This is a genomic window from Amycolatopsis sp. NPDC104775 (genome assembly GCF_055583325.1).
The window spans coordinates 172,122-196,032 of the sequence record NZ_JBVJOE010000012.1 but is presented as its reverse complement, the minus strand read 5'-3'; the positions used below and the strand labels follow the sequence as shown (position 1 = coordinate 196,032).

The 23,911-nt window shown below is 67.4% G+C and carries 25 protein-coding genes; 14 read left to right on the top strand and 11 right to left on the bottom strand.

From position 1 onward, the window contains the following. Nucleotides 1-137 precede the first annotated feature (137 nt). From ACZ63D_RS38215 to ACZ63D_RS38205, 3 genes are read left to right on the top strand one after another with little or no spacing between them, the layout of a single operon-like run. Complete coding sequence (locus ACZ63D_RS38215) at nucleotides 138-1,433, top strand: MFS transporter (RefSeq protein ID WP_465359201.1); 1,296 nt, start codon at nucleotides 138-140, stop codon at nucleotides 1,431-1,433. A gap of 36 nt (nucleotides 1,434-1,469) precedes the next feature. Continuing rightward, entirely contained in the window at nucleotides 1,470-2,030 is a 561-nt protein-coding gene (locus ACZ63D_RS38210) for a DUF3558 family protein (RefSeq protein ID WP_465359200.1), read from the top strand. 46 nt (nucleotides 2,031-2,076) lie between these two features. Continuing rightward, entirely contained in the window at nucleotides 2,077-3,450 is a 1,374-nt protein-coding gene (locus ACZ63D_RS38205) for an APC family permease (protein WP_465359199.1), read from the top strand. Here the strand turns inward: ACZ63D_RS38205 and ACZ63D_RS38200 are convergent. Then, complete coding sequence (locus tag ACZ63D_RS38200; RefSeq protein ID WP_465359198.1) at nucleotides 3,410-5,038, bottom strand: thiamine pyrophosphate-binding protein; 1,629 nt, start codon at nucleotides 5,036-5,038, stop codon at nucleotides 3,410-3,412. The two genes, ACZ63D_RS38205 and ACZ63D_RS38200, sit on opposite strands and share 41 nt — an antisense overlap. Further along, complete coding sequence (locus ACZ63D_RS38195; RefSeq protein WP_465359197.1) at nucleotides 5,035-5,832, bottom strand: cyclase family protein; 798 nt, start codon at nucleotides 5,830-5,832, stop codon at nucleotides 5,035-5,037. The genes ACZ63D_RS38200 and ACZ63D_RS38195 overlap by 4 nt, the downstream gene beginning before the upstream one ends. 255 nt (nucleotides 5,833-6,087) lie before the next feature. Here ACZ63D_RS38195 and ACZ63D_RS38190 point away from each other — a divergent pair, with 255 nt between their 5' ends. Both ACZ63D_RS38190 and ACZ63D_RS38185 read left to right on the top strand, forming a co-directional pair. Further along, on the top strand, nucleotides 6,088-7,230 hold the full coding sequence (locus tag ACZ63D_RS38190; protein ID WP_465359196.1) for an aminotransferase class V-fold PLP-dependent enzyme: 1,143 nt from the start codon (nucleotides 6,088-6,090) through the stop codon (nucleotides 7,228-7,230). 9 nt (nucleotides 7,231-7,239) lie between these two features. Further along, complete coding sequence (locus ACZ63D_RS38185) at nucleotides 7,240-8,676, top strand: amino acid permease (protein WP_465359195.1); 1,437 nt, start codon at nucleotides 7,240-7,242, stop codon at nucleotides 8,674-8,676. Here ACZ63D_RS38185 and ACZ63D_RS38180 read toward each other — a convergent pair. Further along, nucleotides 8,651-9,229: a TetR family transcriptional regulator gene (locus tag ACZ63D_RS38180; RefSeq protein WP_465359194.1), complete on the bottom strand. Its 579-nt coding sequence runs from the start codon at nucleotides 9,227-9,229 to the stop codon at nucleotides 8,651-8,653. The two genes, ACZ63D_RS38185 and ACZ63D_RS38180, sit on opposite strands and share 26 nt — an antisense overlap. An 87-nt stretch (nucleotides 9,230-9,316) precedes the next feature. Here ACZ63D_RS38180 and ACZ63D_RS38175 point away from each other — a divergent pair, with 87 nt between their 5' ends. After that, a complete protein-coding gene (locus ACZ63D_RS38175) occupies nucleotides 9,317-10,042 on the top strand; it encodes an SDR family oxidoreductase (RefSeq protein ID WP_465359193.1) in 726 nt (241 codons plus the stop codon). On the opposite strand, the gene ACZ63D_RS38170 is transcribed toward ACZ63D_RS38175, so the two are convergent. The 4 genes from ACZ63D_RS38170 to ACZ63D_RS38155 are packed head-to-tail and all read right to left on the bottom strand — an operon-like array spanning nucleotide 10,029 to nucleotide 13,024. Beyond that, nucleotides 10,029-10,781 carry an MBL fold metallo-hydrolase gene (locus tag ACZ63D_RS38170; protein WP_465359192.1) on the bottom strand — a complete coding sequence of 251 codons (753 nt, stop codon included), beginning with the start codon at nucleotides 10,779-10,781 and terminating at the stop codon, nucleotides 10,029-10,031. The genes ACZ63D_RS38175 and ACZ63D_RS38170 overlap by 14 nt on opposite strands. A 7-nt stretch (nucleotides 10,782-10,788) precedes the next feature. Continuing rightward, nucleotides 10,789-11,637, bottom strand: coding sequence for an MBL fold metallo-hydrolase (locus ACZ63D_RS38165; protein WP_465359191.1), 849 nt, complete (start codon nucleotides 11,635-11,637; stop codon nucleotides 10,789-10,791). Continuing rightward, on the bottom strand, nucleotides 11,634-12,449 hold the full coding sequence (locus tag ACZ63D_RS38160; RefSeq protein WP_465359190.1) for an MBL fold metallo-hydrolase: 816 nt from the start codon (nucleotides 12,447-12,449) through the stop codon (nucleotides 11,634-11,636). Before ACZ63D_RS38160 ends, ACZ63D_RS38165 begins: the two co-directional genes overlap by 4 nt. Then, entirely contained in the window at nucleotides 12,449-13,024 is a 576-nt protein-coding gene (locus tag ACZ63D_RS38155) for a TetR/AcrR family transcriptional regulator (RefSeq protein ID WP_465359189.1), read from the bottom strand. The genes ACZ63D_RS38160 and ACZ63D_RS38155 overlap by 1 nt, the downstream gene beginning before the upstream one ends. A gap of 88 nt (nucleotides 13,025-13,112) precedes the next feature. On the opposite strand from ACZ63D_RS38155, the gene ACZ63D_RS38150 reads away from it, so the two are divergent. Genes ACZ63D_RS38150 through ACZ63D_RS38140 form a run of 3 tightly spaced genes read left to right on the top strand, consistent with a single transcriptional unit; the run spans nucleotide 13,113 to nucleotide 15,729 of the window. Then, nucleotides 13,113-14,018 (top strand): aldose 1-epimerase family protein, encoded by a 906-nt coding sequence (locus ACZ63D_RS38150; protein ID WP_465359188.1) that lies wholly within the window; start codon nucleotides 13,113-13,115, stop codon nucleotides 14,016-14,018. Beyond that, a complete protein-coding gene (locus ACZ63D_RS38145; RefSeq protein ID WP_465359187.1) occupies nucleotides 13,985-14,488 on the top strand; it encodes a GNAT family N-acetyltransferase in 504 nt (167 codons plus the stop codon). Before ACZ63D_RS38150 ends, ACZ63D_RS38145 begins: the two co-directional genes overlap by 34 nt. A gap of 20 nt (nucleotides 14,489-14,508) precedes the next feature. After that, nucleotides 14,509-15,729: an amidohydrolase gene (locus ACZ63D_RS38140; protein ID WP_465359186.1), complete on the top strand. Its 1,221-nt coding sequence runs from the start codon at nucleotides 14,509-14,511 to the stop codon at nucleotides 15,727-15,729. Between the two features lie 37 nt (nucleotides 15,730-15,766). Here ACZ63D_RS38140 and ACZ63D_RS38135 read toward each other — a convergent pair whose 3' ends face one another. Beyond that, nucleotides 15,767-16,375: a Uma2 family endonuclease gene (locus ACZ63D_RS38135; RefSeq protein ID WP_465359185.1), complete on the bottom strand. Its 609-nt coding sequence runs from the start codon at nucleotides 16,373-16,375 to the stop codon at nucleotides 15,767-15,769. A 95-nt stretch (nucleotides 16,376-16,470) separates the two neighbouring features. Further along, entirely contained in the window at nucleotides 16,471-17,289 is an 819-nt protein-coding gene (locus tag ACZ63D_RS38130; protein ID WP_465359184.1) for an NmrA family NAD(P)-binding protein, read from the bottom strand. A 66-nt stretch (nucleotides 17,290-17,355) separates the two neighbouring features. Between ACZ63D_RS38130 and ACZ63D_RS38125 the strand changes: the two genes are divergently transcribed. After that, complete coding sequence (locus ACZ63D_RS38125) at nucleotides 17,356-17,718, top strand: winged helix-turn-helix transcriptional regulator (RefSeq protein ID WP_465359183.1); 363 nt, start codon at nucleotides 17,356-17,358, stop codon at nucleotides 17,716-17,718. Here the strand turns inward: ACZ63D_RS38125 and ACZ63D_RS38120 are convergent. Then, a complete protein-coding gene (locus tag ACZ63D_RS38120) occupies nucleotides 17,715-18,860 on the bottom strand; it encodes an acyl-CoA dehydrogenase family protein (protein WP_465359182.1) in 1,146 nt (381 codons plus the stop codon). The genes ACZ63D_RS38125 and ACZ63D_RS38120 overlap by 4 nt on opposite strands. Nucleotides 18,861-18,962: 102 nt before the next feature. Here ACZ63D_RS38120 and ACZ63D_RS38115 point away from each other — a divergent pair, with 102 nt between their 5' ends. The 4 genes from ACZ63D_RS38115 to ACZ63D_RS38100 all read left to right on the top strand — a co-directional run bounded on the left by ACZ63D_RS38115 (nucleotide 18,963) and on the right by ACZ63D_RS38100 (nucleotide 23,473). Continuing rightward, entirely contained in the window at nucleotides 18,963-19,550 is a 588-nt protein-coding gene (locus tag ACZ63D_RS38115) for a TetR/AcrR family transcriptional regulator (protein ID WP_037715779.1), read from the top strand. A 55-nt stretch (nucleotides 19,551-19,605) separates the two neighbouring features. Next, entirely contained in the window at nucleotides 19,606-20,544 is a 939-nt protein-coding gene (locus tag ACZ63D_RS38110; RefSeq protein ID WP_465359181.1) for a carbohydrate kinase family protein, read from the top strand. A gap of 190 nt (nucleotides 20,545-20,734) precedes the next feature. Beyond that, nucleotides 20,735-22,051, top strand: a complete 1,317-nt coding sequence (locus ACZ63D_RS38105; RefSeq protein WP_051166523.1) for a citrate synthase — start codon at nucleotides 20,735-20,737, stop codon at nucleotides 22,049-22,051. 63 nt (nucleotides 22,052-22,114) lie between these two features. After that, nucleotides 22,115-23,473: a cryptochrome/photolyase family protein gene (locus ACZ63D_RS38100; protein ID WP_465359180.1), complete on the top strand. Its 1,359-nt coding sequence runs from the start codon at nucleotides 22,115-22,117 to the stop codon at nucleotides 23,471-23,473. Here the strand turns inward: ACZ63D_RS38100 and ACZ63D_RS38095 are convergent. Next, a complete protein-coding gene (locus ACZ63D_RS38095) occupies nucleotides 23,460-23,906 on the bottom strand; it encodes a MerR family transcriptional regulator (RefSeq protein WP_465359179.1) in 447 nt (148 codons plus the stop codon). The two genes, ACZ63D_RS38100 and ACZ63D_RS38095, sit on opposite strands and share 14 nt — an antisense overlap. Nucleotides 23,907-23,911 lie beyond the last annotated feature (5 nt).

Genomic DNA, 23,911 nt, shown 5'->3' with positions numbered 1-23,911 from the left:
GGCTCCGGAAGACCCCCTTGGAGGACATCCACTCCCCCAGGGGTGCCCCCCACGCCCCTACTGCAGGGGGTGTCTTGGCTGCCGTGCGGGGAAAATCACCTGCGCCAGCTTCGTTAGCGCAACTAAGCTGATAGCTCGTGACTTCAGAACCGGGGATACGCCCGCCCCGCACCGGGGCTCGCAAGCTCCTCGGCCGGATCGTCGTCGACACTCGTCCGCTCAAGATTCCGGCGTTCCGGCGGCTGTGGATGTCCACCGCGGTTACCGCGGTCGGGTCGCAGCTCACCGCGGTCGCGGTGCCGAAGCAGGTTTTCGACATCACCGGATCGTCCGGTTACGTCGGGCTGACCGGCGCGGTCGCGCTCGTCCCGCTGCTCGTGTTCGGGCTGTGGGGCGGGGCGATCGCGGACGCGGTCGACCGGCGGAAGCTGCTGCTCGTCACCAACGTCGGCGTCGCGATCACCTCCGCCCTGCTGTGGCTCCAGGCGTTCACCGGGATGCACTCGGTGTGGGTGGTGCTCGCGCTGCTCGCCGCGAACCAGGCGTTTTTCGCGATCAACATGCCCACCCGCGGCGCGGTCGTCGCGCGGCTGGTGCCCGCTCCGCTCCTGCCGTCGGCGAACGCGCTCAACACCACGATGTCGACGTTCGGCGCGGTGTTCGGGCCGCTGTTCGGCGGGGCGCTGATCCCGGTGATCGGACTGTCCACTTTGTACTTGGTGGACGTCTGCGCGCTCGCGATCACGCTGATCGCGGTGTGGCGGCTGCCCTCGATCCCGCCGCTCGGCGAGGGGACGCGCAAGGCGGGCCTCGGCTCGGTGGTCGACGGATTCCGGTATCTGGCCCACCAGAAAGTGCTGCTGGCGTCGTTCGTCGTGGACATCATCGCGATGGTCGCCGGCATGCCGAGGGCGTTGATCCCGGAGATGGCCGAGCGGACGTTCGGCGATCCGCCCGGCGGCGGTCCGGCGCTCGGCCTGCTCTACGCGGCGCTGCCCGCGGGCGCGATGCTGATCGGCTTGTTCTCCGGCTGGCTGCACCGGGTGCAGCGGCAGGGTGCCGCGGTCGTCATCGCGATCTGCTGCTGGGGTGCGGCGATGGCGGCGTTCGGGCTCGCGCACGCGCTGTGGCTGGCCGTGATCTTCATGGCGCTCGGCGGCGCGGCGGACATGGTCAGTTCGGTTTACCGGCAGGCGATCCTGCAGACCGCCACCACCGACGAGATGCGTGGACGGCTCCAAGGTGTGTTCACCGTGGTCGTCGCGGGCGGGCCGCGGATCGCCGACCTCACGCACGGCTGGTCCGCGGCGGCGTGGGGGACGAAGGTCGCGGCGACCGGTGGCGGGCTGCTGGTGATCGTGCTGGTGGTGGCTTCGCTGGCGGTACTGCCCGGGTTCTGGCGGTACCGGGCTCCGGTCGAAGAGGGGCACTGACAGTAGTGTTACTCCGTTCGGAATAGCATGCCCGATATGCGTGCATATCCGATCGCTCTGCTGATCTCCGCCGCCGCTGTTCTGACCGCCTGCTCTTCCGGTGAGCAGAAGGCCGCCGCACCCACCCCGCCGCCCGCGAGCAAGGCCCCGGCCTCCTCGTCCGCGCCCGCCGCGAAGGCCGCGGACCCCTGCACCCTGCTGCCGTCCGACGACGTCAGCAAGGCGATCAAGATCCCGAACGTCACCTCCAAGGCCGGGCCCGCCCACGACAACCCGAGCAACGGCGGCAAGGCCACGAGCTGCGAGTACGTCGTCGAAGGCAAGACCGCCGGCGCGCTCGCGGTGACCCGTTACGAGGGCCGCAAGGCCAAGCCCGCCGACATGATCGCCGCGATCAAGAAGGCCAAGCCGGGCGCGGTCGACGTGCCGGGATTCGCCGACGGCGCGGTGTTCTACACCGACGAGCAAAAGACCGCCACGCTCGCCGCGGCCAAGGTGTCCAACGGGGTTCCGGTGCTGGTCAACTACACCGGACCGGTCAAGATGACCAAGGAAATGATGACCCCGCTCGTGCACACGGCGGTCGCCAAGGCCTGATTGGCCCCCTTTCCGGCCAAGTCCGGACAAGGCACACTAATCGCCCATGACGGACGTGAGCGAGAGCACAGCCAAAGCCGCCGAACCGGCACTGCTGCGGGTCATGGGCCCGAAGCTGCTGCTGTTCTTCGTGGTCGGCGACATCATCGGCACCGGCGTGTACGCGCTGACCGGGCAGGTCGCCGGCCGCGTCGGCGGCGCGTTGTGGCTGCCGTTCCTGCTGGCGTTCGTGGTCGCCTTCATGACCGCGTTCAGCTATCTCGAACTGGTCGGCAAGTATCCGCGCGCGGCCGGCGCGGCGCTGTACACGAACAAGGCGTTCGGGGTGCCGTTCCTGACCTTCATGGTCGCGTTCGCGGTGATGTGTTCCGGGATCACGTCGGCGTCATCGGCCGCGGTGGCGTTCGGCGCGACCTATCTCGCGGCGTTCGTGAAGCTGCCGACGGTGCTGGTCGGCATCGCGTTCGTGGTGTTGCTGGCGCTGATCAATTTCCGCGGCGTCGGCGAATCGGTGAAGGCCAACGTCGTCCTCACCTTTATCGAACTGTCCGGGTTGCTGATCATCATCGGCGTCGGTGTGTGGGCGGTGCTGAACGGCGACGGCGAACCGTCTCGGCTGGTCGAGATCGACACGGCGGACAAGACGTGGCTGGTCGCCATCTCGTCGGCGACGTCGCTGGCGTTCTTCGCGATGGTGGGCTTCGAGGACTCGGTGAACATGGCCGAGGAATGCCATGACCCGGTACGGATTTTCCCGCGCGCGATGCTGTGGGGCATGGTCATCGCCGCGACGATCTACGTGCTGGTGTCGGTGACGTCCTCGCTGCTGGTCCCGGCCGCCGAACTGGCGGGCGCGAAGAGCGACGCGCTGCTGAAGGTCCTCGACGTCGGCGCACCGGGTTTCCCCCGCGAGGTCTTCTCCGCCATCGGCCTGTTCGCGGTGATCAACTCCGCGCTGATCAACATGCTGATGGCCAGCCGGTTGCTCTACGGCCTCGCGAACGAACGCGTACTGCCGCCGGTGTTCGGCCGCGTGCATCCGACTCGCCGGACGCCGTGGGTGTCGATCATCTTCACCAGCGTCATCGCCATCGGCCTGGTGTCCTTTGTGGACATCAGTGCGCTCGGCGGGACGACTGCGTTGCTACTGCTCGTGGTGTTCGCCATCGTCAACATCGCGCTTCTGGTGCTGCGCAAGGACAAGGCGCCGCACAAGCATTTCCGTGCGCCGACGGTGGTGCCGGTGCTGGCCGCGGTGTGCTGCCTGTACCTGGTCAGTCCGCTGTCCGGCCGCCCGGCGCAGGACTACCAGGTGGCTGGCATCCTGCTCGCGGTGGGCGTCCTGTTGTGGGTGGTGAACCTGCTGGTGAAGCGGGCGCTCAGTGGTGCGTCATCGCGGCCTGGAGCCACCAAGCGCTGAACCCGGCGATTTTCGCGTCGACCACCAGCGGACGGTCGAGTCCGGCGGTGATCCGTGTCGCCACTTCGTCGAGGTCTTCCTTGGCGCGGACGGTGATCCCGTCGCAGCCGTAACCGCGGGCGATGGCGGCGATGTCGGTGTCCGGGAAAGTTACGGTGTCGGCCGGATGCCCGCCGGGTTCGAAGAAGTACACCTCGGCACCGTAAGCGTGGTCGTTGTACACGACGATCAGCATCGGCAGCTTGAGCCGGACGACGGTTTCGAGCTCGGCGATGCTCATCAGGAACCCGCCGTCGCCGCACGCCGCGACCGGGAAGCGGTCCGGCTGGGCGAGTGCCGCGCCGATCGCGGTGGCCAGACCGAGGCCGATCGACTGGAACGCCTGGGTGAAGCAGAACCCGTTCTCATCCGGGACGTCGAGGTACATCGTGGGGTAGCCCATGAAGTTCCCCGAATCGACGCCGACGACCCGGTTGGCCGGTAGGATTTCGTCCAGCGCGGCGGACAAGGTGCGCGGGTCGATGGCGTCGGCTGTTCCGGCATCGTCGTGCTCGTGATCGCGCCAGCGGATTTCCCGGGCGATCCGGGCCTTAAGCTCGTCGCTGCGGTATCCATTGTGGACTTCGAGCTTCGCGGCCACCGCCGCGGCGGTACCGGCGACATCGCCGACGACGCCGAGATCGACCGGCCGGTTCCGGCCCAGCGCGGCGGCTTCCAGATCCACCTGCACCAGCGTGGTTTCCGGGGAAAGCAACCGACCGTGCGCCGTGGTCCAGTCGTTGAGCGCGGAACCCCAGCCGACGACGACGTCCGCGCCTTGGATCAGCTCGGTGGTCAGCGGTGACGAAAACCCGCCGGACACTCCGATGGACCACGGCTCACCAGCGAACAGTCCTTTCGCGACCGCGCCCTCGGCGAGCAGCGCTCCGCAGCGGTCCGCCAGCGCGACCAATTCGGTCCGGGCTGCCCGAGAACCGCGTCCACAAAGGAATACCGGACGCTCAGCGTTCTGCAGGATCGACGCGAGCGCCCTTACTTCTGCCTCGGCGGCTCGCGGATGCGGCAGTGCCTCAATGACGGTGAGATCGTCGAGAAGGCTTTCCTCGAACGGATCGGCTTGCACGTCCAAGGGAAGTCGCAAAAGGACAGTCCGCCGCTCGCGGCGGGCTTGAGTGAACGCCCGCCGCGTATCGGCCAGCGCGGTTTTCGCTGACCGCACCAGAATGCTGGTGGCTCCCACGGACCGGGCGAGTGCGTCCTGGTCGATGTGAAAGTTCGACAGCGGATCGGTCGCCTCACCGGTGACGATCACCAACGGCGTCCGGCTTTTCGCCGCCTCGCCGATCCCGGTGGTCGCGTTGCCGAGCCCGCAGCCTTGATGCACTGACACCACCGCGACCTCGCCGCTGCACCGGGCGTAGGCGTCGGCCATCGTGGTCGCGCCGCCCTCGTGCCGGGCCGCGACGAATTCGGCCCCGCCCTGGATCAAGCCGTTGGTGAAGTGGAAATTTCCGCTCCCCACCACGCCGAACGCCTTGCGGACGCCGAACCGTGCCAAGGCGATCCCGACGGCTTGGGCGACCTTCACGACTGTGCCCCCGGCGTCACCGCGAGAACTCGCGCCGGACTGCCGGTCCCGCCGACGATCGGCAGCGGGCAGACCACGACGAGCGCACCGGTTGGCGGCAGTGAATCGAGATTCTGCAACGAGGTGATGCCGTATTTGTCCGCGCCGAGCAAATGGTGGTGCGCGGGCATCGGCGGGTCGAGCGCGAAGCCGTTCCCGGCGTCGATGCCGACGGTTTCCACGCCGTAGCCAGCGATCGGCGTTTCCTCGGCGAGCCATTTCGCCGCGGCGGCTGAAATGCCGGGGGTGTGGCTGGTCCCGTCGGAGAAATTGAGGAACGCCTCGCGGTCCTGCGCGTACTGGTTCCATCCGGAGTGCACGAGCAGCCATCCGCCCGCGCGCAACGGCCCGTGCTCGGCTTCCCAGGCTCGGATGTCGTCGATCTCCAGCAAGAAGTCCGGATCGTCGGCGACGCGCGCGGAGATGTCGAGGACGTGCGCGGGTCCGACAAGCCTGCTCACCGGCAGCTCCGAAACGTCCGCGCCGTCGCGGTTGGAGATCCAGTGCCGCGGCGCGTCGAGGTGGGTGCCGATGTGCTCGCCGGTGTGGATGTTGTTGTGCCGCCACAGCGGTCCGGAATCGTCGAACTCGCTGACCGGTTCGAGGCTGAAATCGATCAGGTTCGCGAACGGCTCGGGCAGCCGCAGGGTCGGAGTGGCGGCGCTGAGCTTGGTGGTGAGGTCGACGACCCGCAGCCGGCCCTGCGCCAGCTGGGTCAGGAGCTGGTCGACCGCGCTTTCGGTGGGGCTGCTCATCGGGGCGTCCTCTCGGTCGCGGGGCGCGCTATTGCGGATCCTTGACGGTCGTTGACAGCGCGGAAGGCCCTATCTACAGTACCGGTTTCAACAGCACTGACGGAATAGCAGGCATCGATCAGTCAGGGTGAACAGGGATCCTGGGCCGGGCGTCCGGTGTCGCAAGGCCGCCGGTCGGAGCATCGACGCACGGTGCTCGCGCCGTTACGGTGGCGAACGGACCGGTCTCGCCCGCCAGTAAAGGAACGGAGTGTCGTGACCGACCAGCCCAGCCCAGCCGCTTTCCGGGCGCATTTCCCTGCCTTCGCCGACTCGGTGCACCTCGCGAGCTGCAGCCAAGGTGCGCTTTCGGACGCGCTGACCGCGGAGCTTTTCGAGTTCCAGCACACCATCCGCGAGCACGGGGCGCCGTGGGATAAGTGGATGGCGAAGGTCGCCGAGGCGCGTGCGCTGTTCGCTCAGCTGATCGGTGCGGCCGCGGATGACATCGCTGTCGTGCCGTCCGCCTCCGAAGGCGCGTATCAGGTCGCGTCCACCCAAGCGTGGTCGCAACGGCCGGGAATCGTCACGACTGATTTGGAATTCCCGTCGCTGGGCCATGTTTGGCTGGCGCAGCAAGGCCGCGGTGCCGACGTTCAGTTCGTCGCGCACCACGACGGGTTGGTCGACACCGAGGATTACGCCGCGCTCATCACCGAGCAGACGCAGCTGGTGTCCGTCCCGTTGGTCAGCTATGCCAACGGTTTGCGCTTCCCGGTGCGCGAAGTTGCCGCGCTGGCCAGGGAAAACGGTGCCCGAAGCTTTGTCGACGCCTACCAGGGCCTCGGCGTGGAACCGGTCGACGTCGCCGAACTCGGCTGCGATTACCTCGTCAGCGGCAGCCTGAAATACCTGCTTGGCATCTCCGGAATCGCCTTCCTCTACGTGCGGCCAGGATTGCGAGACGAGGTTTCCCCGCCGCTGACCGGGTGGTTCGGTCGTACGAACCCGTTCGAGTTCGACCCGCGCCACCTCGACTATCCCGAGCACGCCCGCCGGTTCGAGACTGGGACGCCGTCGATCCCGTCCGCGTACGGCGCGGTCGCCGGGTTGAAGCTGGTGCACCAGGTGGACCCGCACCGGGTGCGCGACCACCTCGCCGGGTTGACCGGGCAGCTGCAGCAGCGGTTGCTCGACGCGGGGGAAAAGCTGCGGTCTCCGCTCGACGACGCGCGGCGCGGTCCGCTCGTCGCGTTGGCCGACCGGGATCCCGACGCGCTGGCGGCGTTCCTCGCCGGGCGGCGGATCGTGTGCAGTGCCCGCGGCGACGTGCTGCGGATGTCCTTGCACTACTACAACGTCGAGTCCGATCTCGACGCCGTCGTCGCGGCGATCGCCGAGTACCGGGCGAGCCAGTAGGGAGCAGACATGGCCGAGTCCCCGTCCTCGAACCGGTTGCGGCGGAGGCTGCGCGGCAGGCAGTTGACGATGATCGGAATCGGCGGGGCCATCGGCACCGGCCTGTTCCTCGGATCGAGCCTGGCGATCTCGCACGCGGGACCGGCCGTGGTGCTCGCCTATGTCCTTTGTGGACTCGTCGCGCTGACGATTTCCTGGGCACTGGCGGAAATGGTGGTGGTGCACCCGGCAGCAGGAGCGTTCGGCAGCATCGCGCAGAAGTATCTTGGCGCGGGCAGCGGGTTTGTGGTGCGCTGGGCGTATTGGGCCATGCAAGTGATCGCGATCGGCGGTGAGACGATCGCGGCCGGCGTGTACGTCCAGTTCTGGTGGCCACAGATTCCGTTGTGGGTTCCGGTTGCGGTGTTCTCGCTGCTGGTGGTGGTCGTCAACGGCGCGGCGGTGCACATTTTCGGCGAGTTCGAGTACTGGTTCGCGATGATCAAGGTGTGCGCGATCCTGGTGTTCGTCGCGCTCGGCCTGATTCTCGTGTTCTTCGGCCTGCCGAAGGCTCCCGCGCCCGGTTTCACGAACCTCGGCGCGGGCGGCGGATTCCTGCCGAACGGCGTGTCCGGGCTCTTGCTGGCCATGGTGTTCGTGCTGTTCAGCTACATCGGCACCGAGGTGGTTTCGGTAACCGCGGCCGAATCGGAAAACCCGGCCCGCGACATCCCGCGCGCGGCTCGGGCGATGGTGGTGCGGCTGGCGATCTTCTATGTCGCCGCGATGCTCATCGTCGTTTTGGTCGTGCCGTGGACGGTGACCGGTGAAGGCGGATCTATCACCGCCAGCCCCTTCGTTCGCGTTTTCCAAGCCGCCGGGGTTCCGGCGGCGGCGACGATCATGAACTTCGTGGTCCTGACCGCCGCGTTGTCGAGCGCGAACACCAACCTCTACCTCACCACACGCATGCTGCATTCCCTTGCCGAGCACCGATTCGCCCCGTCCTGGGCAGGACGGCTGACCACCTCCGGGGTGCCCCGCAACGCGCTCGTGCTGTCCACCGCGGGCTTGGTGATCGCGACTATTCTGTCCAAAAATTCCGATTCAAACGCGTATCTCGTGCTGTTCGGTATTTCGATCTTCGCCGCGCTCGTGGTGTGGATGATCATTCTGGTGACCCACCTGGCGTTCCGGATCCACCGTCGCCGCGCTGGATTGCCACCGTCCCCGGTGCGCTTGTGGGGTGCGCCGGTCGTGAACGTCGTGGTGATCGCTTTCCTTGCCACCGTCCTGGTTTCGACGTTCTGGATCGAAGGTCTCGACCCGGCGTGGAAGTTCGGGATTCCGTTCTTCGTCCTGCTGGTGGTGGTTTACCTAGTGCTGAGGGCGACTGGGCGCACGAAACAGGCCGCCGAAGCGGAATTGGAAGACTCTACGGTCATCGAGGTGCGGGAGAAGGCGTAAGTACGGCGGCGAGTTCGGCTGCCGCCTCCTGCACCAGCGTGGCGAAATCCCGGTCCTCGGGCTGATCGGACCATCGCTCGAAGGCAGTTTGGAACACTGCGAGGCCGACCTGTGCGAGCATCTTCGCGCTCGATTCGGTCGCACCACGTTCCCGCAGTGCTTCGACCACTGCTTCCGTAACGGCCGCCAGTTTGGTGCGCTCGCGTTCTTGCAGTTCCGGGCTGGACGCGATGATCGCGCGCCGTTGCGCGGCAGACGAAACCAGGCCAGCGAACAAATCGCCTGCCTCGACCAGTGCGGCCAATAGCGCTTGAAACGGCGGAAACGCGGGGTCGGCGCGACGGACGGCGTCGGCCATGGCGTCTGGGAGTTGCTCCGAACCGGAGAACAGCACGTCGCGCTTGTCGGCGAAGTAGCGCGAGAACGTGCGCCGGGTCAGCCCGGCGCGCTCGGTGATCTGCGTGACTGTGGCGTTCTCGTACCCGTGCTCGGCGAACAGCTCCAGCGCGGCCGCGCGGAGCCGCTCCTTGGCTTCGGGATCCCAGCGCGGCATGCAGCGATCTTAGCAGTGATGACTCAGTGGGTCATCACTGCTACTGTTGATGTCTCACTGAGTCATCAACCTTCGGAAGGGCTGCTCATGTCTTTGGTTGACCAGCGGGTTGTCGTCATCGGCGGCAGCTCGGGGATGGGATTGGCGACCGCTCAGGCGGCGGCGGAGGCGGGTGCGTCCGTCACGATCGCGTCGAGCGGCAAGGAACGGCTGGACGCGGCGCTCGCCGAATTGCCGGGCACCTGCGAAGGATTCGTCACCGACGTACGCGACGACGCGAGCGTCGCGGCCCTGTTCGAGCACGTCGGCTCGCTGGACCATCTGGTCTACACCGCAGGTGACGCGCTCCATCAGCAGCCACTCGCTGACCTGTCGCTCGATGACGCGCAGAGCGGGTTCTACGTCCGTTATTGGGGTGTCGTGAGTGCGGTGAAGCACGCCGCGCCGCGGATCCGGCCGGGCGGCTCGATCGTGCTGACGTCCGGGATCATTGGCATCCGGCCGACCCCTGGCGCGGCGCTCGCGGCCGGTTCGGTTGGCGCGATTGAGGGTTTGGCGCGCGGCCTGGCGGTCGACCTGGCCCCGGTGCGGGTCAACACGGTCCGCCCGGGGCCGGTCCACACGCCGATGTGGGACGGCCTTCCTCAGCCACAGCTGGACGCGATGGTCGCCGCCTTCACGGAACGAACGCTGACCAAGGCGGTCGGCGAGGCGCATCAGATCGCGGCGACGAATCTTTACTTGATGGAGAACAGTTTCGTCACCGGCGCGGTGATCACTGTGGACGGAGGATTCGTGCTTACCGGAAGCTGATCTCTTCTCCGGGTTTAAGCACCTGCAGCCGGTCCGCGAGTCCGGCTCGCGTGAAAGCCGGGCCGAGGGTGTCCGGGCCTTGGGTGAAATGCGCCCAATGCTCGAAGTGCAACGGGACGACCTGACGCGCGTTGAGGATCCGGGCCGCCTCGGCTGCATCCTCGCTGGGCAGCGTGAGGTACGCGTCGCCGACCAGCGGAGTCTGGGCGCCGCCTGCGAACAGGACGGCGATGTCGATCCGGTCGAAGCGCTCGGCTATCTGCCGCACGACGTCGAGAGAAGCGTTGTCGCCGCTGACGTAAACCGTTGGCTGGCCGTCGCTTTCGAGCACAAAACCGGTGACTTCGCCGACGAGATGCTCGCTGCCGTCTGGCCCGTGCTGCGCGGGCACGCCGGTGACACGGACGCCGTCGAGGTCGTATGACTCCCAGTTGGCCAGTGCCCGAACCGGATCGCCGATTCGTTCCCTCGCCGACGCGGTGGACAGGATCAGCGGGGCGTCGAGGGCGTACTTTCGCCCCGCCGCGTCCAAGTTGTCCGGGTGCTGGTCATGGGAAAGCAGCACCGCGTCCACCGCGCCGACCTCCGCCGCCGCGACCGCGGGGCCGACGGTTTTCGCCAGCTTGCGGCTGCCGATCGGGTAATCGCCGGGGCCGTCGAAGGTGGGGTCGGTGAGCAGGCGGGTCCCGCCGTACTCGAGGAGGGCGGTCGGGCCGCCGACGTACCGGATGCGCGTCATGCGCTACTCAACCCTGGGAGGGCTGCGAGGTATTCCGGCGCAAGGCCTGGAACTCCACCTGGCTGTGCGCGCTGAACACCGAGACCTCGTCCTGCTTCTCGCGGGCGAGGGTCTGCAACCGGGCGAGGTTGGCGCGGCGGGCGGCTCCGTCCATCTGGTTGATCGCCTCGAACACGCGCATGCCGGGCGGGCAGTGCGGGTTCACCGGGGCGACCTCGCCGTGGAAGAAATACGCGTCGCCGGCGTGCAGCAGCCATCCGTCGCCGGTGTCGACCGCGACGCCGGAGTGACCGTGCGTGTGGCCGGGCAGCGGGACGAGCAGGATCTCCGGCGGCAGACCGCGCAGCGGTCGCACCGCGTCGAAGCCGAACCACTTCTCACCGGCTTCGTCGTAGGTACTCCACAGTGGACTGTGCGCGAATTGCTCGGCACGGTACCGCGTTTTCTCCGGGAAGCTCTTCGGATTGTCCGCGGCCCGCCGCTCAGTGGTGCGGACATGCACGGTGGCGTCCGGGAAATCGGCGAGACCGCCGGCGTGGTCGACGTCGAGGTGGGTCATCACGATGTGCCGGACGTCGGCGGGATCGTGGCCCAGTGCCCGGATCTGTGCCACGGCGGTCTCTTCCATGGTCGGCTTCGCGCCGACCATCGCCATGAACGGGCCGCCGAGCCAGCGCCGCGAGTCGGTGACGCCCCGAGTGCCGAACCCGGTGTCGACCAGCACGAGCGAGTCGGCGGTCTCCACGAGCAGGCAGTGCGCCACGATCGTGCTGCGCCGCAGCATCCCGGGGCGGCCGTCGAGTGCCTTGCCGCCGAGCGGGCGCATCGTGCCGCAGTTGAGGTGGTGCACCTTCATACCGTGCTCCTCTCGCTGAGCCGGACGAAATCGGTCAGATCGTGCGAGGCGAACACGGTCACCTCGTCGGCGTGGTCCCGGCGCAGCTCGCGCAACCGGCGCTGGTTCTCGCGCCGCGGCCCGGGCAGCGTCTGGACCCGCCGTTCGAACATAGCCAATCCGGGCGGGCAGTAGGGCTCGGCGTCGATCTCCTGGTGGAAGAAATACGCGTCGCCCGCGTTGAGCACCCAGCCGGATCCGGTGTCGACAGCCACCCCCGCGTGTCCGACAGTGTGTCCGGCGAGCGGCACGAGCGCGACACCTTCGACGCCGTCCAGCTCGCGGACAGCTTCCAGGCCGAACCAGCTGTCCCCAACGTCCGAATAGGACTTCCACTGTGGACCGTGGCGGAACTGGACATCGCGGTACCGCGGATTGCCGGCGCGGTAGGCGTCGAGTTCCTTGCCGTAGACGTGCACACGTGCCTGCGGGAAGTCGACGAGTCCGCCAGCGTGGTCGAGGTCGAGATGGGTGAGGACGATGTCGCGGACGTCGGCCGGATCGAAACCCAATGCGCGAATGCGGCTTAGCGCGGTTTCGCTTTCGTCCGCGACCGGATTCGACGTGCGCAGGAAGCGCGGGCCGAGCCAGCGCGCCGCGTCGGTGACGCTGGGCGAACCCATCCCGGTCTCGATCAGGGTCAATCCGGTGCCGGTCTCGACCAGCATGCAGTGGCAGACGAGGGTGGCGCGGCGAAACAGCCCGGGCTTTCCGTCGACGAGTCTGCCGCCGATCGGGCGCATGGTGCCGCAGTTGAAGTGGTGTACGCGCATTAGGCGAACTCCCGTTCCACAGTGGTGTGCAGATGAGCGGCGACGGCTCGCAGCGGCGCGGTGTCCCGTCGAGTGCGCGCCAGCAGCAGCGCACCTTCGATCGCGGACAGCACGATTGTCGCCAGGGAAGCGGCACGATCGTCGGGCAGACCGTGCTCGGTGAAGTAAGCGGAAATGTCGTGCAGCCAGCCTTCGTAACCCTGGTCGCAGGCGGCGCGGATCGGCTCGCTGTCGGCGGCTTCCAACGCCACAGTCGCGATAGGACAGCCGCAGCGATATTCCGATTCGGACAGTGAAGTGGCCAGGGCGGTCACGATGAGATCGATGGCAGTGGCCGGATCCGGTGCGTCAGCGGTGATTTCGCGGAATTGCCCGGCCAGTCGTTCGCCGGAAAGCCGCACCGCTTCGGCGGCCAGCTGTTCCTTGCCGCCGGGGAAATGGAAGTACAGCGAACCCTTCGGGGCCCGGCTTTCGGACACGAGCTGAGTCATCCCGGTGGCGTGATAGCCCTGGGTGCGAAACAGCTCAGCCGCCGACTCCAGCATCCGGCGGCGCGTGTCGGTGCGGTTGACCATGGCCCTACGGTAGCTCAAACTATGACGACCGGTCTAGTTAGTTTCCTGGCCTGCCCGCTCGTCTCCGGCGATCGGTAACCTCAGCGCCATGGCGAACCCCACCGGAGAGCAGTTCGAGATCACCCGCGGCAACGCGCGCGCCGTCATCACCGAGATCGGTGCCGGACTGCGTGCGTTCGAGATCAGCGGAGTGCCGTATGTCGAGACGTTCGCCGAGGACGAGAAGCCGCCGAAGGGCCTCGGCCAGGTGCTGCTGCCGTGGCCAAACCGGACCAAGGGCGGCAAGTGGGAGTTCGAGGGTGAAGAGCAACAGCTGGAGATCACCGAGGAAGCGCGCGGCAACGCCATCCACGGCCTGACCCGGCACCTGGAGTGGGAGCTGCTGGAGCACGCGGAAACGTCCATCACGCTGGCCATCGACGTCGAGACCCAGCCCGGCTGGCCGGTCCCGCTGCGCGCGACCATCACGTACGACCTGCAGCCGCGCGAACTCGTCGTCACGCACGAGATCCGCAACGAGGGGGAGAAGCCGATCGGCGTCGGCGTCGGGACCCACCCGTACTTCCGGATCGGCGACGCGCCCACCGACGAGCTGACCCTCACCCTGCCCGCCACTCGCGTCCGGCCGTACGAGGGCGATCAGCAGATGCCGTACGCGGACGAGCAGGACGTCGAGGGCACCGAATACGACTTCCGCCAGGGGCGTCTGCTGGAGGGCGTCAACCTGGACACGGCGTTCGGCGGGATCGAACTCGCCGCCGACGGCACCCACCATTACGTGCTGTCCCACGGCGACCGGCAGCTGGTGGTCTGGACCGGCCCGGACTTCCGCTGGGTGCAGGTGTTCACGCCGGACGACCTGGTCGGCCGCGGCCGCGCGGTGGCGATCGAGCCGATGACCTGCCCGGCGGACGCGCTCAACACCCGCACCGACCTGATCGAACTGGAACCGGCCACGTCGTGGACGGGCAGCTGGGGAATCCGGGTGCCGTGAACCTCGAGCTGCTGACCGGCACTGCCGCGGGTGAGCTGCTGACCTTGCAGCAGGCGGCGTATCTCGCCGAAGCGCGGGCGTACCAGAACTTCGACCTGCCGCCGTTGACGGACACCCTCGACCACGTGCGCGCGGCGCTGGCCGACCCGTCGATCATGGTCTGGGGTTTCCGCGACGGCGGCCGGCTCGTGGCGAGCGTGCGGATGCGAGTGGACGGTCCGGTCGGCGAGATCGGCCGGCTCGTGGTGGCGCCGGATCGGCAAGGCGAGGGACTCGGTTCCGCGCTGCTGACGGCCGCGGAGGAGGCGGCCCCGGCGGAGGTGACGGTGTTGCGGCTGTTCACCGGAGAACGTTCGACCGGACCGCTCTATTTGTACCGAAAGCTCGGTTACCGCGAGACGCATCGATCACCGGAAGCGGACTATCAGTTGGTGCACCTGGAAAAACCCCGGATGCGCGAACCCCGGTGAGTTCGTTAGCGTGTCAAACTATGGCTTACAAGGCGATTGTCGGGGGCTATGTGGTCCCCGTCGGCGCCGCTCCCATCGAGGGCGGCACCGTGCTCATCGAAGACGGCCGGATCACCCACGTCGGGACTGAGGCCGACGTCGAGGTGCCGGAGGATGCGGAACTGGTGGACGCGTCCGGCAGCTGGGTCCTGCCGGGATTCATCGACGCGCACGCGCACCTCGGCGTCCACGAGGACGGCGAAGGCTGGGCGGGCAACGACACCAACGAAATGACCGACCCGAACGGCGCGCGCTTCCGCGCGGTCGACGGGATCGACCCGTACGAGCCGGGCTTCGACGACGCGCTGGCCGGCGGCGTCACGAGCGTGGTGATCAAACCGGGATCGGGCAACCCGATCGGCGGGCAGACCATCGGCGTGAAGACCTGGGGTCGCTCCATTCTGGACATGACGTTCGCCGAACAGGTGAGCGTGAAGAGCGCGCTGGGCGAGAACCCGAAACGGGTGTACGGCGAGAAGAAGGTCACGCCGTCGACGAGGCTCGGCGTTGCCGCGATCCTGCGCGAGGCGTTCACGAAGGCGCGCAACTACCAGGCGAAGCGCGACCACACGCTGGCCGAGGGCAAGCCGTTCGAAACGGACCTGACCAACGAAACGCTGGCGAAGGTCCTGGACGGCGAGCTGTACTGGGACCAGCACGTGCACCGCGCCGACGACATGGTGACCGCCATCCGGCTCGCCGACGAATTCGGCTACAAACTGGTGATCAACCACGGCACCGAGGGGCATTTGATCGCCGACCTGCTGGCCGAACGCGACGTCCCGGTGATCCTCGGCCCGCTGTTCACCACGAAGTCCAAGGTGGAACTGCGCAACCGAACCCTGCGCTCAGCGGGAATCCTCGCGCGGGCCGGGGTGAAGATCGCGATCACCACGGACCACCCGGTCATTCCGATCAACTTCCTGGTGTATCAAGCCGCTTTGGCGGTGAAGGACGGTCTTGACCCGGAGACCGCGCTGAAGGCGCTGACCCTGCACCCGGCGCAGATGCTCGGCCTGGACGACCGGATCGGCACGCTGACGCCCGGCCTGGACGCGGACGTGGTGCTGTGGTCGGGCGACCCGCTGGACGTGATGAACCGCGCGATGCGGGTGTTCGTGCGGGGCCAGGAGGTCTACCACTTCGACGAGACGACCGGCGAGGGCGTGTCGAAGGATCGGCGGTACCGGGAAACTCGCTGACGGCTTGAGGCGCTCCGCGAGGGGAGGGCGGGGTGCCTCAATTAAACAGCGTGGTGAGGTCGAGTTCGGCCGGGAACGGCTCGGTGGTGCGAAATTTCCCGGTGACGGCGGGGGCGTCCTGGTAGCCGAGCTCCCCGGCCTGGTGGCAGGCGACGAGGGAGACCGGGCTGCTGAGATCGACAATCCAGTAGAACGGGATCCCGGCGTCGGCGTACTCGTCGTGTTTCGTGACGTAGTCGGTGCGCTTCGAGCCGGGTGACACGAGCTCGATCACCACGACGACCTCGTCGGCGCGGAACATCGCCTGCTCGCGGTCCACTCGTTCGTTGGCTTCGCGGTAGGTGAGGATGATGTCCGGGCGGCGGGCCGAACCGGCTTCCCCAGGCGGTGCGAATCCTAGGTCGATGTCGACGTCAAGGTTGAAATCGAGGTCGGCCGGAAGCTGTGGCTCCAGCGCTTGGACAATTCGATAAGCCGCCTTGTTGTGGCGTCTCGACGGACTGGGTGACATCACGAGGCGGCCCTCCACAAGCTCAGTGAAGCCGGAGTCGGTTTCACCGAGGGCCGCGTATTCCTCGATCGACAGCAGGTGATCCGGGATCTCCCAGGGGAATTCACCACGCGTCGGCTCGGGAAGTGCTGTCACAGCGTCTCCTCACGTCACCGGCATTGTCTCACGCCTGCCGTGAGACTGTCAGTAACCGTATCAACACGAAGAGCCATGTTTCGCCGCCGGGTTGATCATGTGCGGCTTAGTTCTCCGGAAAATTGCTCCGTCAAAAACGCCCGCAACCCCCGCGGTGCGCGCCCGGTGACCGCAGTGAAATCCCCGCTCAACCAAGCCCCGTCGCCCTGCGCGAGCAGCGAGAAAACCTGCGCGTTCGACTCCGCCTCAGGCACCCCGTTTTCCATCATCTCCGCGAGATGCGCCTCCGTCGAAACACTTCGGTACGCCACCGGCCGTCCCGTCGCCGAAGCCCACTCCCGCGCGACATCGGCGAACGTGACCAGCTCCGGCCCAGTCAGCACATACGTCCGCCCTGCATGCTCGGCCGGAGTCCGCGCGACCTCGGCAGCCACAGCGGCGACATCCCGCGCGTCGATCATTCCAATCTCGCCCTCGCCCGCCGACAAGGAAAACCCGCCAGTCCGAGTGACGGCCGGAGCGAGCGTCAGCAGGTTCTGCAGGAAGAAGTTCGGCGCAAGCAACGTGTACCTCATCCCCGACGTCTTGAGGTGGGCATCGATCCGCGCGTGCTCCCGCCGTCGCGCGACCGGGGAATCGGCATAGGCCTGGTGATTCGTAAGCCGAACCACGTGTTCCACCCCATGCGCGACAGCACGATCCACCACCGCGATTTGCTGATCCGCGACGGCGGGTCCGATCAGGACGAGCGTGTCCACTCCGCGCAGAGCCGCGTCGAGGGTGTCCGGCCGGTCGAAATCGCCGAGTACCTCATCGGTGCCGCCTGCTGGGGTGCGGACGAGCGTCCGCACGTGCCCGAGCAGCCGGACGGTCTCGCGCCCCACTTTGCCAGTAGCTCCGGTAACCAAGATCATCCGACGATCCTGCGCGCCACCGGTATCGTTTGTGAAGAAGGCACCTCGACGATCCATAGGTACCCGATGGATACCAAGTATGCGAAAGACTGTCCCTCGCGCACCGTGATGGACGTGCTGGGGAACAAGTGGACGCTCTACGTCCTCGGCCTGCTCCGGCAGTGCGAACGACCACTCCGGTTCACCGAGCTTCGTCGCGGCGTCGAGGGCGTGACGCAGAAATCACTCACCCAGGCGTTGCGCAACCTCGAGCGCGACGGTCTGGTCAGCCGCACGATCTATCCGACGATTCCGCCGCGCGTGGAGTACGCGCTCACCGAGCTCGGCCTGGAGATCGGCGCGTTGACCGGTGCGATCGCGGACTGGTCGAAAGCCAACGCGGGCCGCGTGCAGGCCGCCCGCGTGGCTTACGACGACCAGCAGGACTAGGCGTTCTTCAACGACCGCGCGATCACCATTCGCTGAATCTGGTTCGTCCCCTCGAAGATCTGCGGCACCTTCGCCTCCCGCATGTACCGCTCCACCGGGAAGTCCTTCGTGTACCCCGCGCCGCCGAGCACCTGGACCGCGTCCGTGGTCACCTTCATCGCGCCGTCCGTCGCCACCAGCTTCGCGATTGACGACTGACGCTGGAAGTCCAGCCCGCTGTCGCGGCGGCGGGCCGCGTCCAGGTAGGTCGCGCGGGCTGATTCCACCGTCGCCGCCATGTCGGCGAGCAGGAATTCCATGCCCTGGAAATCCACGATCGGGCGGCCGAACTGCGTACGGCCCTTCGCGTACTCCACGGCCTCGTCCAGGGCTGCCTGCGCCAGGCCCACCGCGCACGCGGCGATCCCGAGCCGCCCCGAGCTGAGCGACGCCAGCGCGATCTTCAACCCGGAGCCCTCGCCGCCGATGAGGCGATCGGCCGGGACGCGGGCGTCCTCGAACAACATCTGCGCCGTCGGGGACCCGGTGAGGCCCATTTTCCGCTCGCGCGGGGCCGCCGAGAGACCCGGGGTCGATGAGTCGACAAGCAGACATGAGATGCCGTGGCCGCCGTCGTCGCTGGTGCGGACCATGGTCGTGTAGAAGTCCGCGACCCCAGCGTGAGTGATCCACGCTTTCGTGCCGTTGACGACGTACTCGTCCTCGGAAAGCCGCGCGCGGGTGGACAGCGCGGCTGCGTCCGAACCGGCGTGCGTTTCCGACAGGGCGTACGCCCCGAGCAGCGAGCCGCCCAGCATGTCCGGCAGCCAGCGGTCCTGCTGTTCCTCCGTGCCGTAGTTGGCGAGTGCGTAGCAGGACATCGTGTGCACCGACAGGCCGACGCCGACGCTCATCCACGCGGCAGCGATCTCTTCCAGCGCCTGCAGGTAGACCTCGTACGGCTGCTCGGCCCCGCCCCAGCGCTCCGAGTACGGCAGGCCCAGCAGACCGGACTTGCCCATCAGCGTGAACAGCTCGCGCGGGAACTCCTCGGCCTCCTCGCCGGCCGCGGCGCGCGGTTTCAGCTCGTCACGGGCGATTTCCGTGACGAGGGCGAGCAGGTCCTCGGACTCCGGCGTCGGCAGCAGACGGTCGACCGGCATGGCTTCCTCCCAGGCGGCGGTACTGAAAACAGTACTGACGGATGATTGAGAGTACCGTATGCGGCGCGGGACTGTCCCTGATCGGTAGGAGATAGTGACGTGATGTCCACCCCTGAAGCCCGTCGCCGGCCCACCGCGCGGCAGCAAGCGCTGCTGCGCGACCTCGAGGCGTTGTTCCTGGCGGAGGGCTTCGCCGGCTTCACGCTCGACGACCTGGCCGCCCGGCTCCGCTGCTCGAAGTCGACGCTGTACGCGCTCGCGCCGAGCAAGGAGCAGCTCGCGGTCAAGGTCGTCGCGCACTTCTTCCGCGATGCCGCCGAGCGCCTGGAGAAGCGGATCGCGGGTATCGACGACGCGCGCGAGCTGATCGGCGAGTACCTCTCCGGCGTCTCCGAGCACCTGAATCGGGCGTCGCCGGAGTTCATGGCCGATATCGCCGCCTTCGCGCCCGCCCGCGACACCTATCAGCTCAACAGCCGCGCCGCCGCGCGCCGGATTCGGGCGTTCATCGACAAGGGTGTCGCCGACGGGGTGTTCCGCGACGTGCACGCGCGGCTCGTGGCCGAAATGACCGGACTGATCATCGAGGGCATTCAAACCGGCGTGCTCGGCCGCCGCACCGACGTGTCCGACGCCGAGGCGTTCACCGCACTCGGCGAACTTCTGCTCGGCGGACTCGACAAGAACTGATTTGTCCGCATCGGGACAGGAATTGTCAGCACCGGTTCCTCTACACTCGCCGCTTGTGATCGTGGTGGGTGGAGAGGCGCTGGTCGACCTCGTTCCGGGTGAACCATTGGATTCCACTGTGGACGGTGGGTTGCGCGCCCTGCTGCCCCGGCTCGGCGGTGGTCCATACAACGTGGCGCTCGCGGCGGCCCGGCTCGGCGTTCCCGCGTCGTTCCTGTCCCGGGTTTCCACTGACCGGTTCGGCGTCGCCTTGGTGGAACGCCTTTCCGCTTCGAACGTCGACACTTCGTTGCTGCAGCGCGGCAATGAGCCGACGACGCTCGCCGTCGTGGCGCTCGACGAACGCGGTGCCGCGGAATACACCTTCTACGTCGAGGGAACCGCCGATCGGCTGGTGTCCGATCCTGGTGCGCTGCCGGAAACCACCGCACTGTCGCTCGGAACGCTCGGCATGGTGCTGGAACCCGGCGCGAGCGCGTACGAACGAATTCTGCGCCGCGAATCCGCGCGGGGCATCCTGACCGCGCTCGATCCGAACATCCGGGAGGCGCTCATCGCCGACCCGGCGGCCTATCGCGCGCGGTTCGCCTCCTGGCTGCCCGACGTGCGGCTGCTGAAAATCTCCGACGACGACGCCGCGTGGCTCGCCGAAGGAGCCGACCCGGTGGCCGCCGCGAAATCGTGGGTGGAGTCCGGTGTGGACGCCGTCGTGCTCACCCGGGGCGCGGACGGCTTGTCTGTGATCACTTCGGCCGGTGAGCTGGCCCACGTGCCGTCCCGCAAGGTCGCGGTCGCGGACACGATCGGCGCCGGCGACACCGTGCAGGGCGCGTTGCTGGCCTGGCTGCACGAGCGCGCCGTGCGCGACCTGGCCGCACTCGACGCCGATGCGTGGACCGAAGCGCTTGCTTATGCGGCGAAAGCGGCGTCGATCACGGTCTCCCGCAGCGGAGCGGAGCCGCCGACCGCCGCGGATATGGCGGCCACCGTGTGAATCTGGTCCCAATGGGGCCTTTTGGGGCAACGCAGCGAGTGCGGACTGACCCACCCTTCGACTAGCGTAGTGATGAATTCATACCCAGCGGGGCGGTGTGCAGCGAGGCGCGTGTTTCCTCGCGTGAACACGTGGCTACTGCGGAACCTGCAGGCGCCGCCGTCCCGTGCCCAACGTGAGAGGGACCTGCATGTCCGACGCGACGAATGCGGGGCAGTCCGGCGGCGAAACCGCGACGCTGCGCCTGCCGAGTGGCGAGCACGAGTTCAAGGTCGTCAACCCGGTCGAGGGCGCGCCGGGGATCGAGCTGGGAAAGCTGCTGGCGCAGACGGGGTACATCACCTACGACCCCGGGTTCGTCAACACCGGCGCCGCGTCGTCGGCCATCACCTACATCGACGGTGATGCGGGCATCCTGCGCTACCGCGGCTACCCGATCGAGCAGCTGGCGGAGAAGTCCACCTTCATCGAGGTGTCCTACCTGCTCATCTACGGCGAGCTGCCGACCGAGGCCCAGCTGGCCGACTTCACCGAGCGGATCCAGCGGCACACCCTGCTGCACGAGGACCTCAAGGCGTTCTTCTCCGGCTTCCCGCGCGACGCGCACCCGATGCCGGTGCTGTCCAGCGCCGTCTCCGCGCTGTCGACCTTCTACCAGGACTCGCTGAACCCGTTCGACGAGCCCAACGTCGAGCTGTCCACCATCCGCCTGCTGGCGAAGGTGCCGACGCTCGCGGCGTACGCGTACAAGAAGTCCGTCGGCCAGCCGCTGCTGTACCCGGACAACTCGCTGGGCCTGGTGGAGAACTTCCTGCGGATGACGTTCGGCTTCCCGGCCGAGCCGTACGAGGTCGACCCGGACATCGCGAAGGCGCTCGACCTGCTGTTCATCCTGCACGCCGACCACGAGCAGAACTGCTCCACCTCGACCGTGCGGCTCGTCGGCTCGTCCGAGGCGAACCTGTTCGCCAGCATTTCCGCGGGCATCAACGCGCTGTTCGGCCCGCTGCACGGCGGTGCGAACGCGGCGGTGCTGGAGATGCTCGAGGGCATCCGCGACGACGGCGGCGACGTGGCGACGTTCGTCAACCGCGTGAAGAACAAGGAAAAAGGTGTCAAGCTCATGGGCTTCGGGCACCGGGTCTACAAGAACTACGACCCGCGCGCGAAGATCATCAAGAACACCGCGGACGAGATCCTCGGCAAGCTCAAGGGCGGCGACCAGCTGCTCGACATCGCCAAGAAGCTCGAGGAAACCGCGCTGTCCGACGACTACTTCGTCGAGCGCAAGCTGTACCCGAACGTGGACTTCTACACCGGTCTCATCTACCGCGCGCTCGGGTTCCCGACGAAGTTCTTCACCGTGCTGTTCGCGCTCGGCCGGCTGCCCGGCTGGATCGCGCACTGGCGCGAGATGATCAACGACCCGCAGACCAAGATCGGCCGCCCGCGCCAGATCTACACCGGCCACGCCTCCCGGGACTACACCCCGATGTCGGAGCGCTGAGCCTCCGCTTAGCGAAACGCCCCGTCGTGCCTTCGCGCGGCGGGGCGTTTATCGTTGGGCGGCATGACGATGGAAGCGCCGGTCGTACTGTGGTTCCGCCGGGATCTGCGGTTGCGAGACCACGCCGCGCTGTTCGAGGCGGCCAAGCACAGCAAGCACATTCTGGCGCTGTACGTGCTGGACGATCGGCTGCTCAAGCCGGCCGGTTCGCCGCGGATCGCGTTTCTGCTCAATTCCTTGCGGGAACTGGACAAAGCATTGTCCGGCCGGTTGATGGTGCGCTGCGGCGATCCCGCGCGGGAGGTCGTCGCCGCGGCCCGGGAGATCCGGGCGGCGGCAGTCCATGTCACCGCGGATACCGCACCTTACGGGCGTGAGCGCGACGAAGCTGTGGCCTCAGCCTTGGCGGATCATCGAATTCAGTGGGTGCCGACCGGGTCTCCGTACGCGGTGACGCCGGGCCGGGTCACCAAGCCGGACGGCACCCCGTACCGGGTCTTCACCCCGTTCTCTCGCGCTTGGGCCCAGCACGGCTGGCCTCATCCGGCGGACACCAATGTGTCTATTGTGGACTGGGTCAAGCCTTCTTCTTCGGAATCGCTGCCGGAGGCTCCTGAAGTGGAATGCGAGCTGCCGCCAGCGGGGGAGGAAGCCGCGCTGGCGGTGTGGCAGGAGTTTCTCTCCGACGGCCTCTCGGATTACGCTGCCGAACGCGATCGTCCGGATCACGCTGGCACTACGAGGCTTTCGCCCTATCTGCGCTGGGGCGCGATCCATCCGCGGACCATGCTGGCCGACCTGGCCGGGAAACGCTCCGAAGGCGCCCAGGCGTTGCGCTCCGAGCTGTGCTGGCGCGAGTTTCACGCCGACGTTCTGTGGAACCGCCCGGAAACCGCGCGGCGAAACTACGACCAGCGCTTCGACGGAATGCGTTACGACACGGGGAAAACCGCGCGGGAGATGTTCGCGCTGTGGTGCGAGGGGCGGACTGGGTACCCGATCGTCGACGCCGGAATGCGGCAATTGCTGGCCGAGGGCTGGATGCACAACCGGGTCCGGATGATCGTGGCGAGTTTCCTCGTGAAGGATCTGCATTTGCCGTGGTGGTGGGGCGCGCGGCACTTCATGAAGCACCTGGTGGACGGAGATCTGGCGTCGAATCAGCTGAACTGGCAATGGGTCGCCGGCTCCGGAACGGACGCGGCGCCGTACTTCCGGATTTTCAACCCGACCACGCAGGGCCAGAAATTCGACCCGCAGGGCGATTACGTGCGCCGGTATGTGCCTGAATTGCGCGGGGTGGAGGGGAAAGCGGTGCACGTGCTGAAAGAGCGTCCGGAGGATTACCCGGCACCGATCGTGGACCACGCGGAGGAACGGCAGGTCGCGTTGCAGCGGTATGGGGCGATTACCGGGTCTTAGCGTGGTGTGCCCGTTCGTGGCTTTCCGCCAGCGACAGGCCGCGTTGCCGTTCCTCGATGATCGACCAGAACCGCGGGCATTTCAACGGATCGCTGGCCGGGCAGTGCCGTCCGTGTTCGAGCGCGACGCGCGCGACTTCGATGCGGCGCTGCTGCTCGGTGAGTTCGGCGAGTTTGCCGTCGATCATTTCCTGGCGGCCACGCTGTTCGCTGGAGAGGAAACGGCCGATTTCGGACAGGGTGAAGCCGATTTCTTGAAAGAAGAGCAGCACACCGACGTCCTTGACCGCCGACTCGGCGTAGCGCCGTCGGCCCGCTTCGCGTTCCGCCGGGCGGACGAGGCCGAGCTCGTCGTAATACCGCAGCGCGCTCGTCGGCACGCCGGTGCGCTCGGCGAGCTCGCCGATGGACAGGGTGTGCTCGGTGGCAGCCATGTGAC

Excerpts from the sequence above, each read along its gene's own strand:
- ACZ63D_RS38210 (WP_465359200.1), top strand. The coding sequence starts at position 1,470 with ATGCGTGCATATCCGATCGCTCTGCTGATCTCCGCCGCCGCTGTTCTG.
- ACZ63D_RS38205 (WP_465359199.1), top strand. The coding sequence starts at position 2,077 with ATGACGGACGTGAGCGAGAGCACAGCCAAAGCCGCCGAACCGGCACTG.
- ACZ63D_RS38195 (WP_465359197.1), bottom strand. The coding sequence starts at position 5,832 with ATGAGCAGCCCCACCGAAAGCGCGGTCGACCAGCTCCTGACCCAGCTG.
- ACZ63D_RS38185 (WP_465359195.1), top strand. The coding sequence starts at position 7,240 with ATGGCCGAGTCCCCGTCCTCGAACCGGTTGCGGCGGAGGCTGCGCGGC.
- ACZ63D_RS38180 (WP_465359194.1), bottom strand. The coding sequence starts at position 9,229 with ATGCCGCGCTGGGATCCCGAAGCCAAGGAGCGGCTCCGCGCGGCCGCG.
- ACZ63D_RS38175 (WP_465359193.1), top strand. The coding sequence starts at position 9,317 with ATGTCTTTGGTTGACCAGCGGGTTGTCGTCATCGGCGGCAGCTCGGGG.
- ACZ63D_RS38170 (WP_465359192.1), bottom strand. The coding sequence starts at position 10,781 with ATGACGCGCATCCGGTACGTCGGCGGCCCGACCGCCCTCCTCGAGTAC.
- ACZ63D_RS38165 (WP_465359191.1), bottom strand. The coding sequence starts at position 11,637 with ATGAAGGTGCACCACCTCAACTGCGGCACGATGCGCCCGCTCGGCGGC.
- ACZ63D_RS38160 (WP_465359190.1), bottom strand. The coding sequence starts at position 12,449 with ATGCGCGTACACCACTTCAACTGCGGCACCATGCGCCCGATCGGCGGC.
- ACZ63D_RS38155 (WP_465359189.1), bottom strand. The coding sequence starts at position 13,024 with ATGGTCAACCGCACCGACACGCGCCGCCGGATGCTGGAGTCGGCGGCT.
- ACZ63D_RS38150 (WP_465359188.1), top strand. The coding sequence starts at position 13,113 with ATGGCGAACCCCACCGGAGAGCAGTTCGAGATCACCCGCGGCAACGCG.
- ACZ63D_RS38140 (WP_465359186.1), top strand. The coding sequence starts at position 14,509 with ATGGCTTACAAGGCGATTGTCGGGGGCTATGTGGTCCCCGTCGGCGCC.
- ACZ63D_RS38130 (WP_465359184.1), bottom strand. The coding sequence starts at position 17,289 with ATGATCTTGGTTACCGGAGCTACTGGCAAAGTGGGGCGCGAGACCGTC.
- ACZ63D_RS38125 (WP_465359183.1), top strand. The coding sequence starts at position 17,356 with ATGGATACCAAGTATGCGAAAGACTGTCCCTCGCGCACCGTGATGGAC.
- ACZ63D_RS38120 (WP_465359182.1), bottom strand. The coding sequence starts at position 18,860 with ATGCCGGTCGACCGTCTGCTGCCGACGCCGGAGTCCGAGGACCTGCTC.
- ACZ63D_RS38115 (WP_037715779.1), top strand. The coding sequence starts at position 18,963 with ATGTCCACCCCTGAAGCCCGTCGCCGGCCCACCGCGCGGCAGCAAGCG.
- ACZ63D_RS38105 (WP_051166523.1), top strand. The coding sequence starts at position 20,735 with ATGTCCGACGCGACGAATGCGGGGCAGTCCGGCGGCGAAACCGCGACG.
- ACZ63D_RS38100 (WP_465359180.1), top strand. The coding sequence starts at position 22,115 with ATGACGATGGAAGCGCCGGTCGTACTGTGGTTCCGCCGGGATCTGCGG.
- ACZ63D_RS38095 (WP_465359179.1), bottom strand. The coding sequence starts at position 23,906 with ATGGCTGCCACCGAGCACACCCTGTCCATCGGCGAGCTCGCCGAGCGC.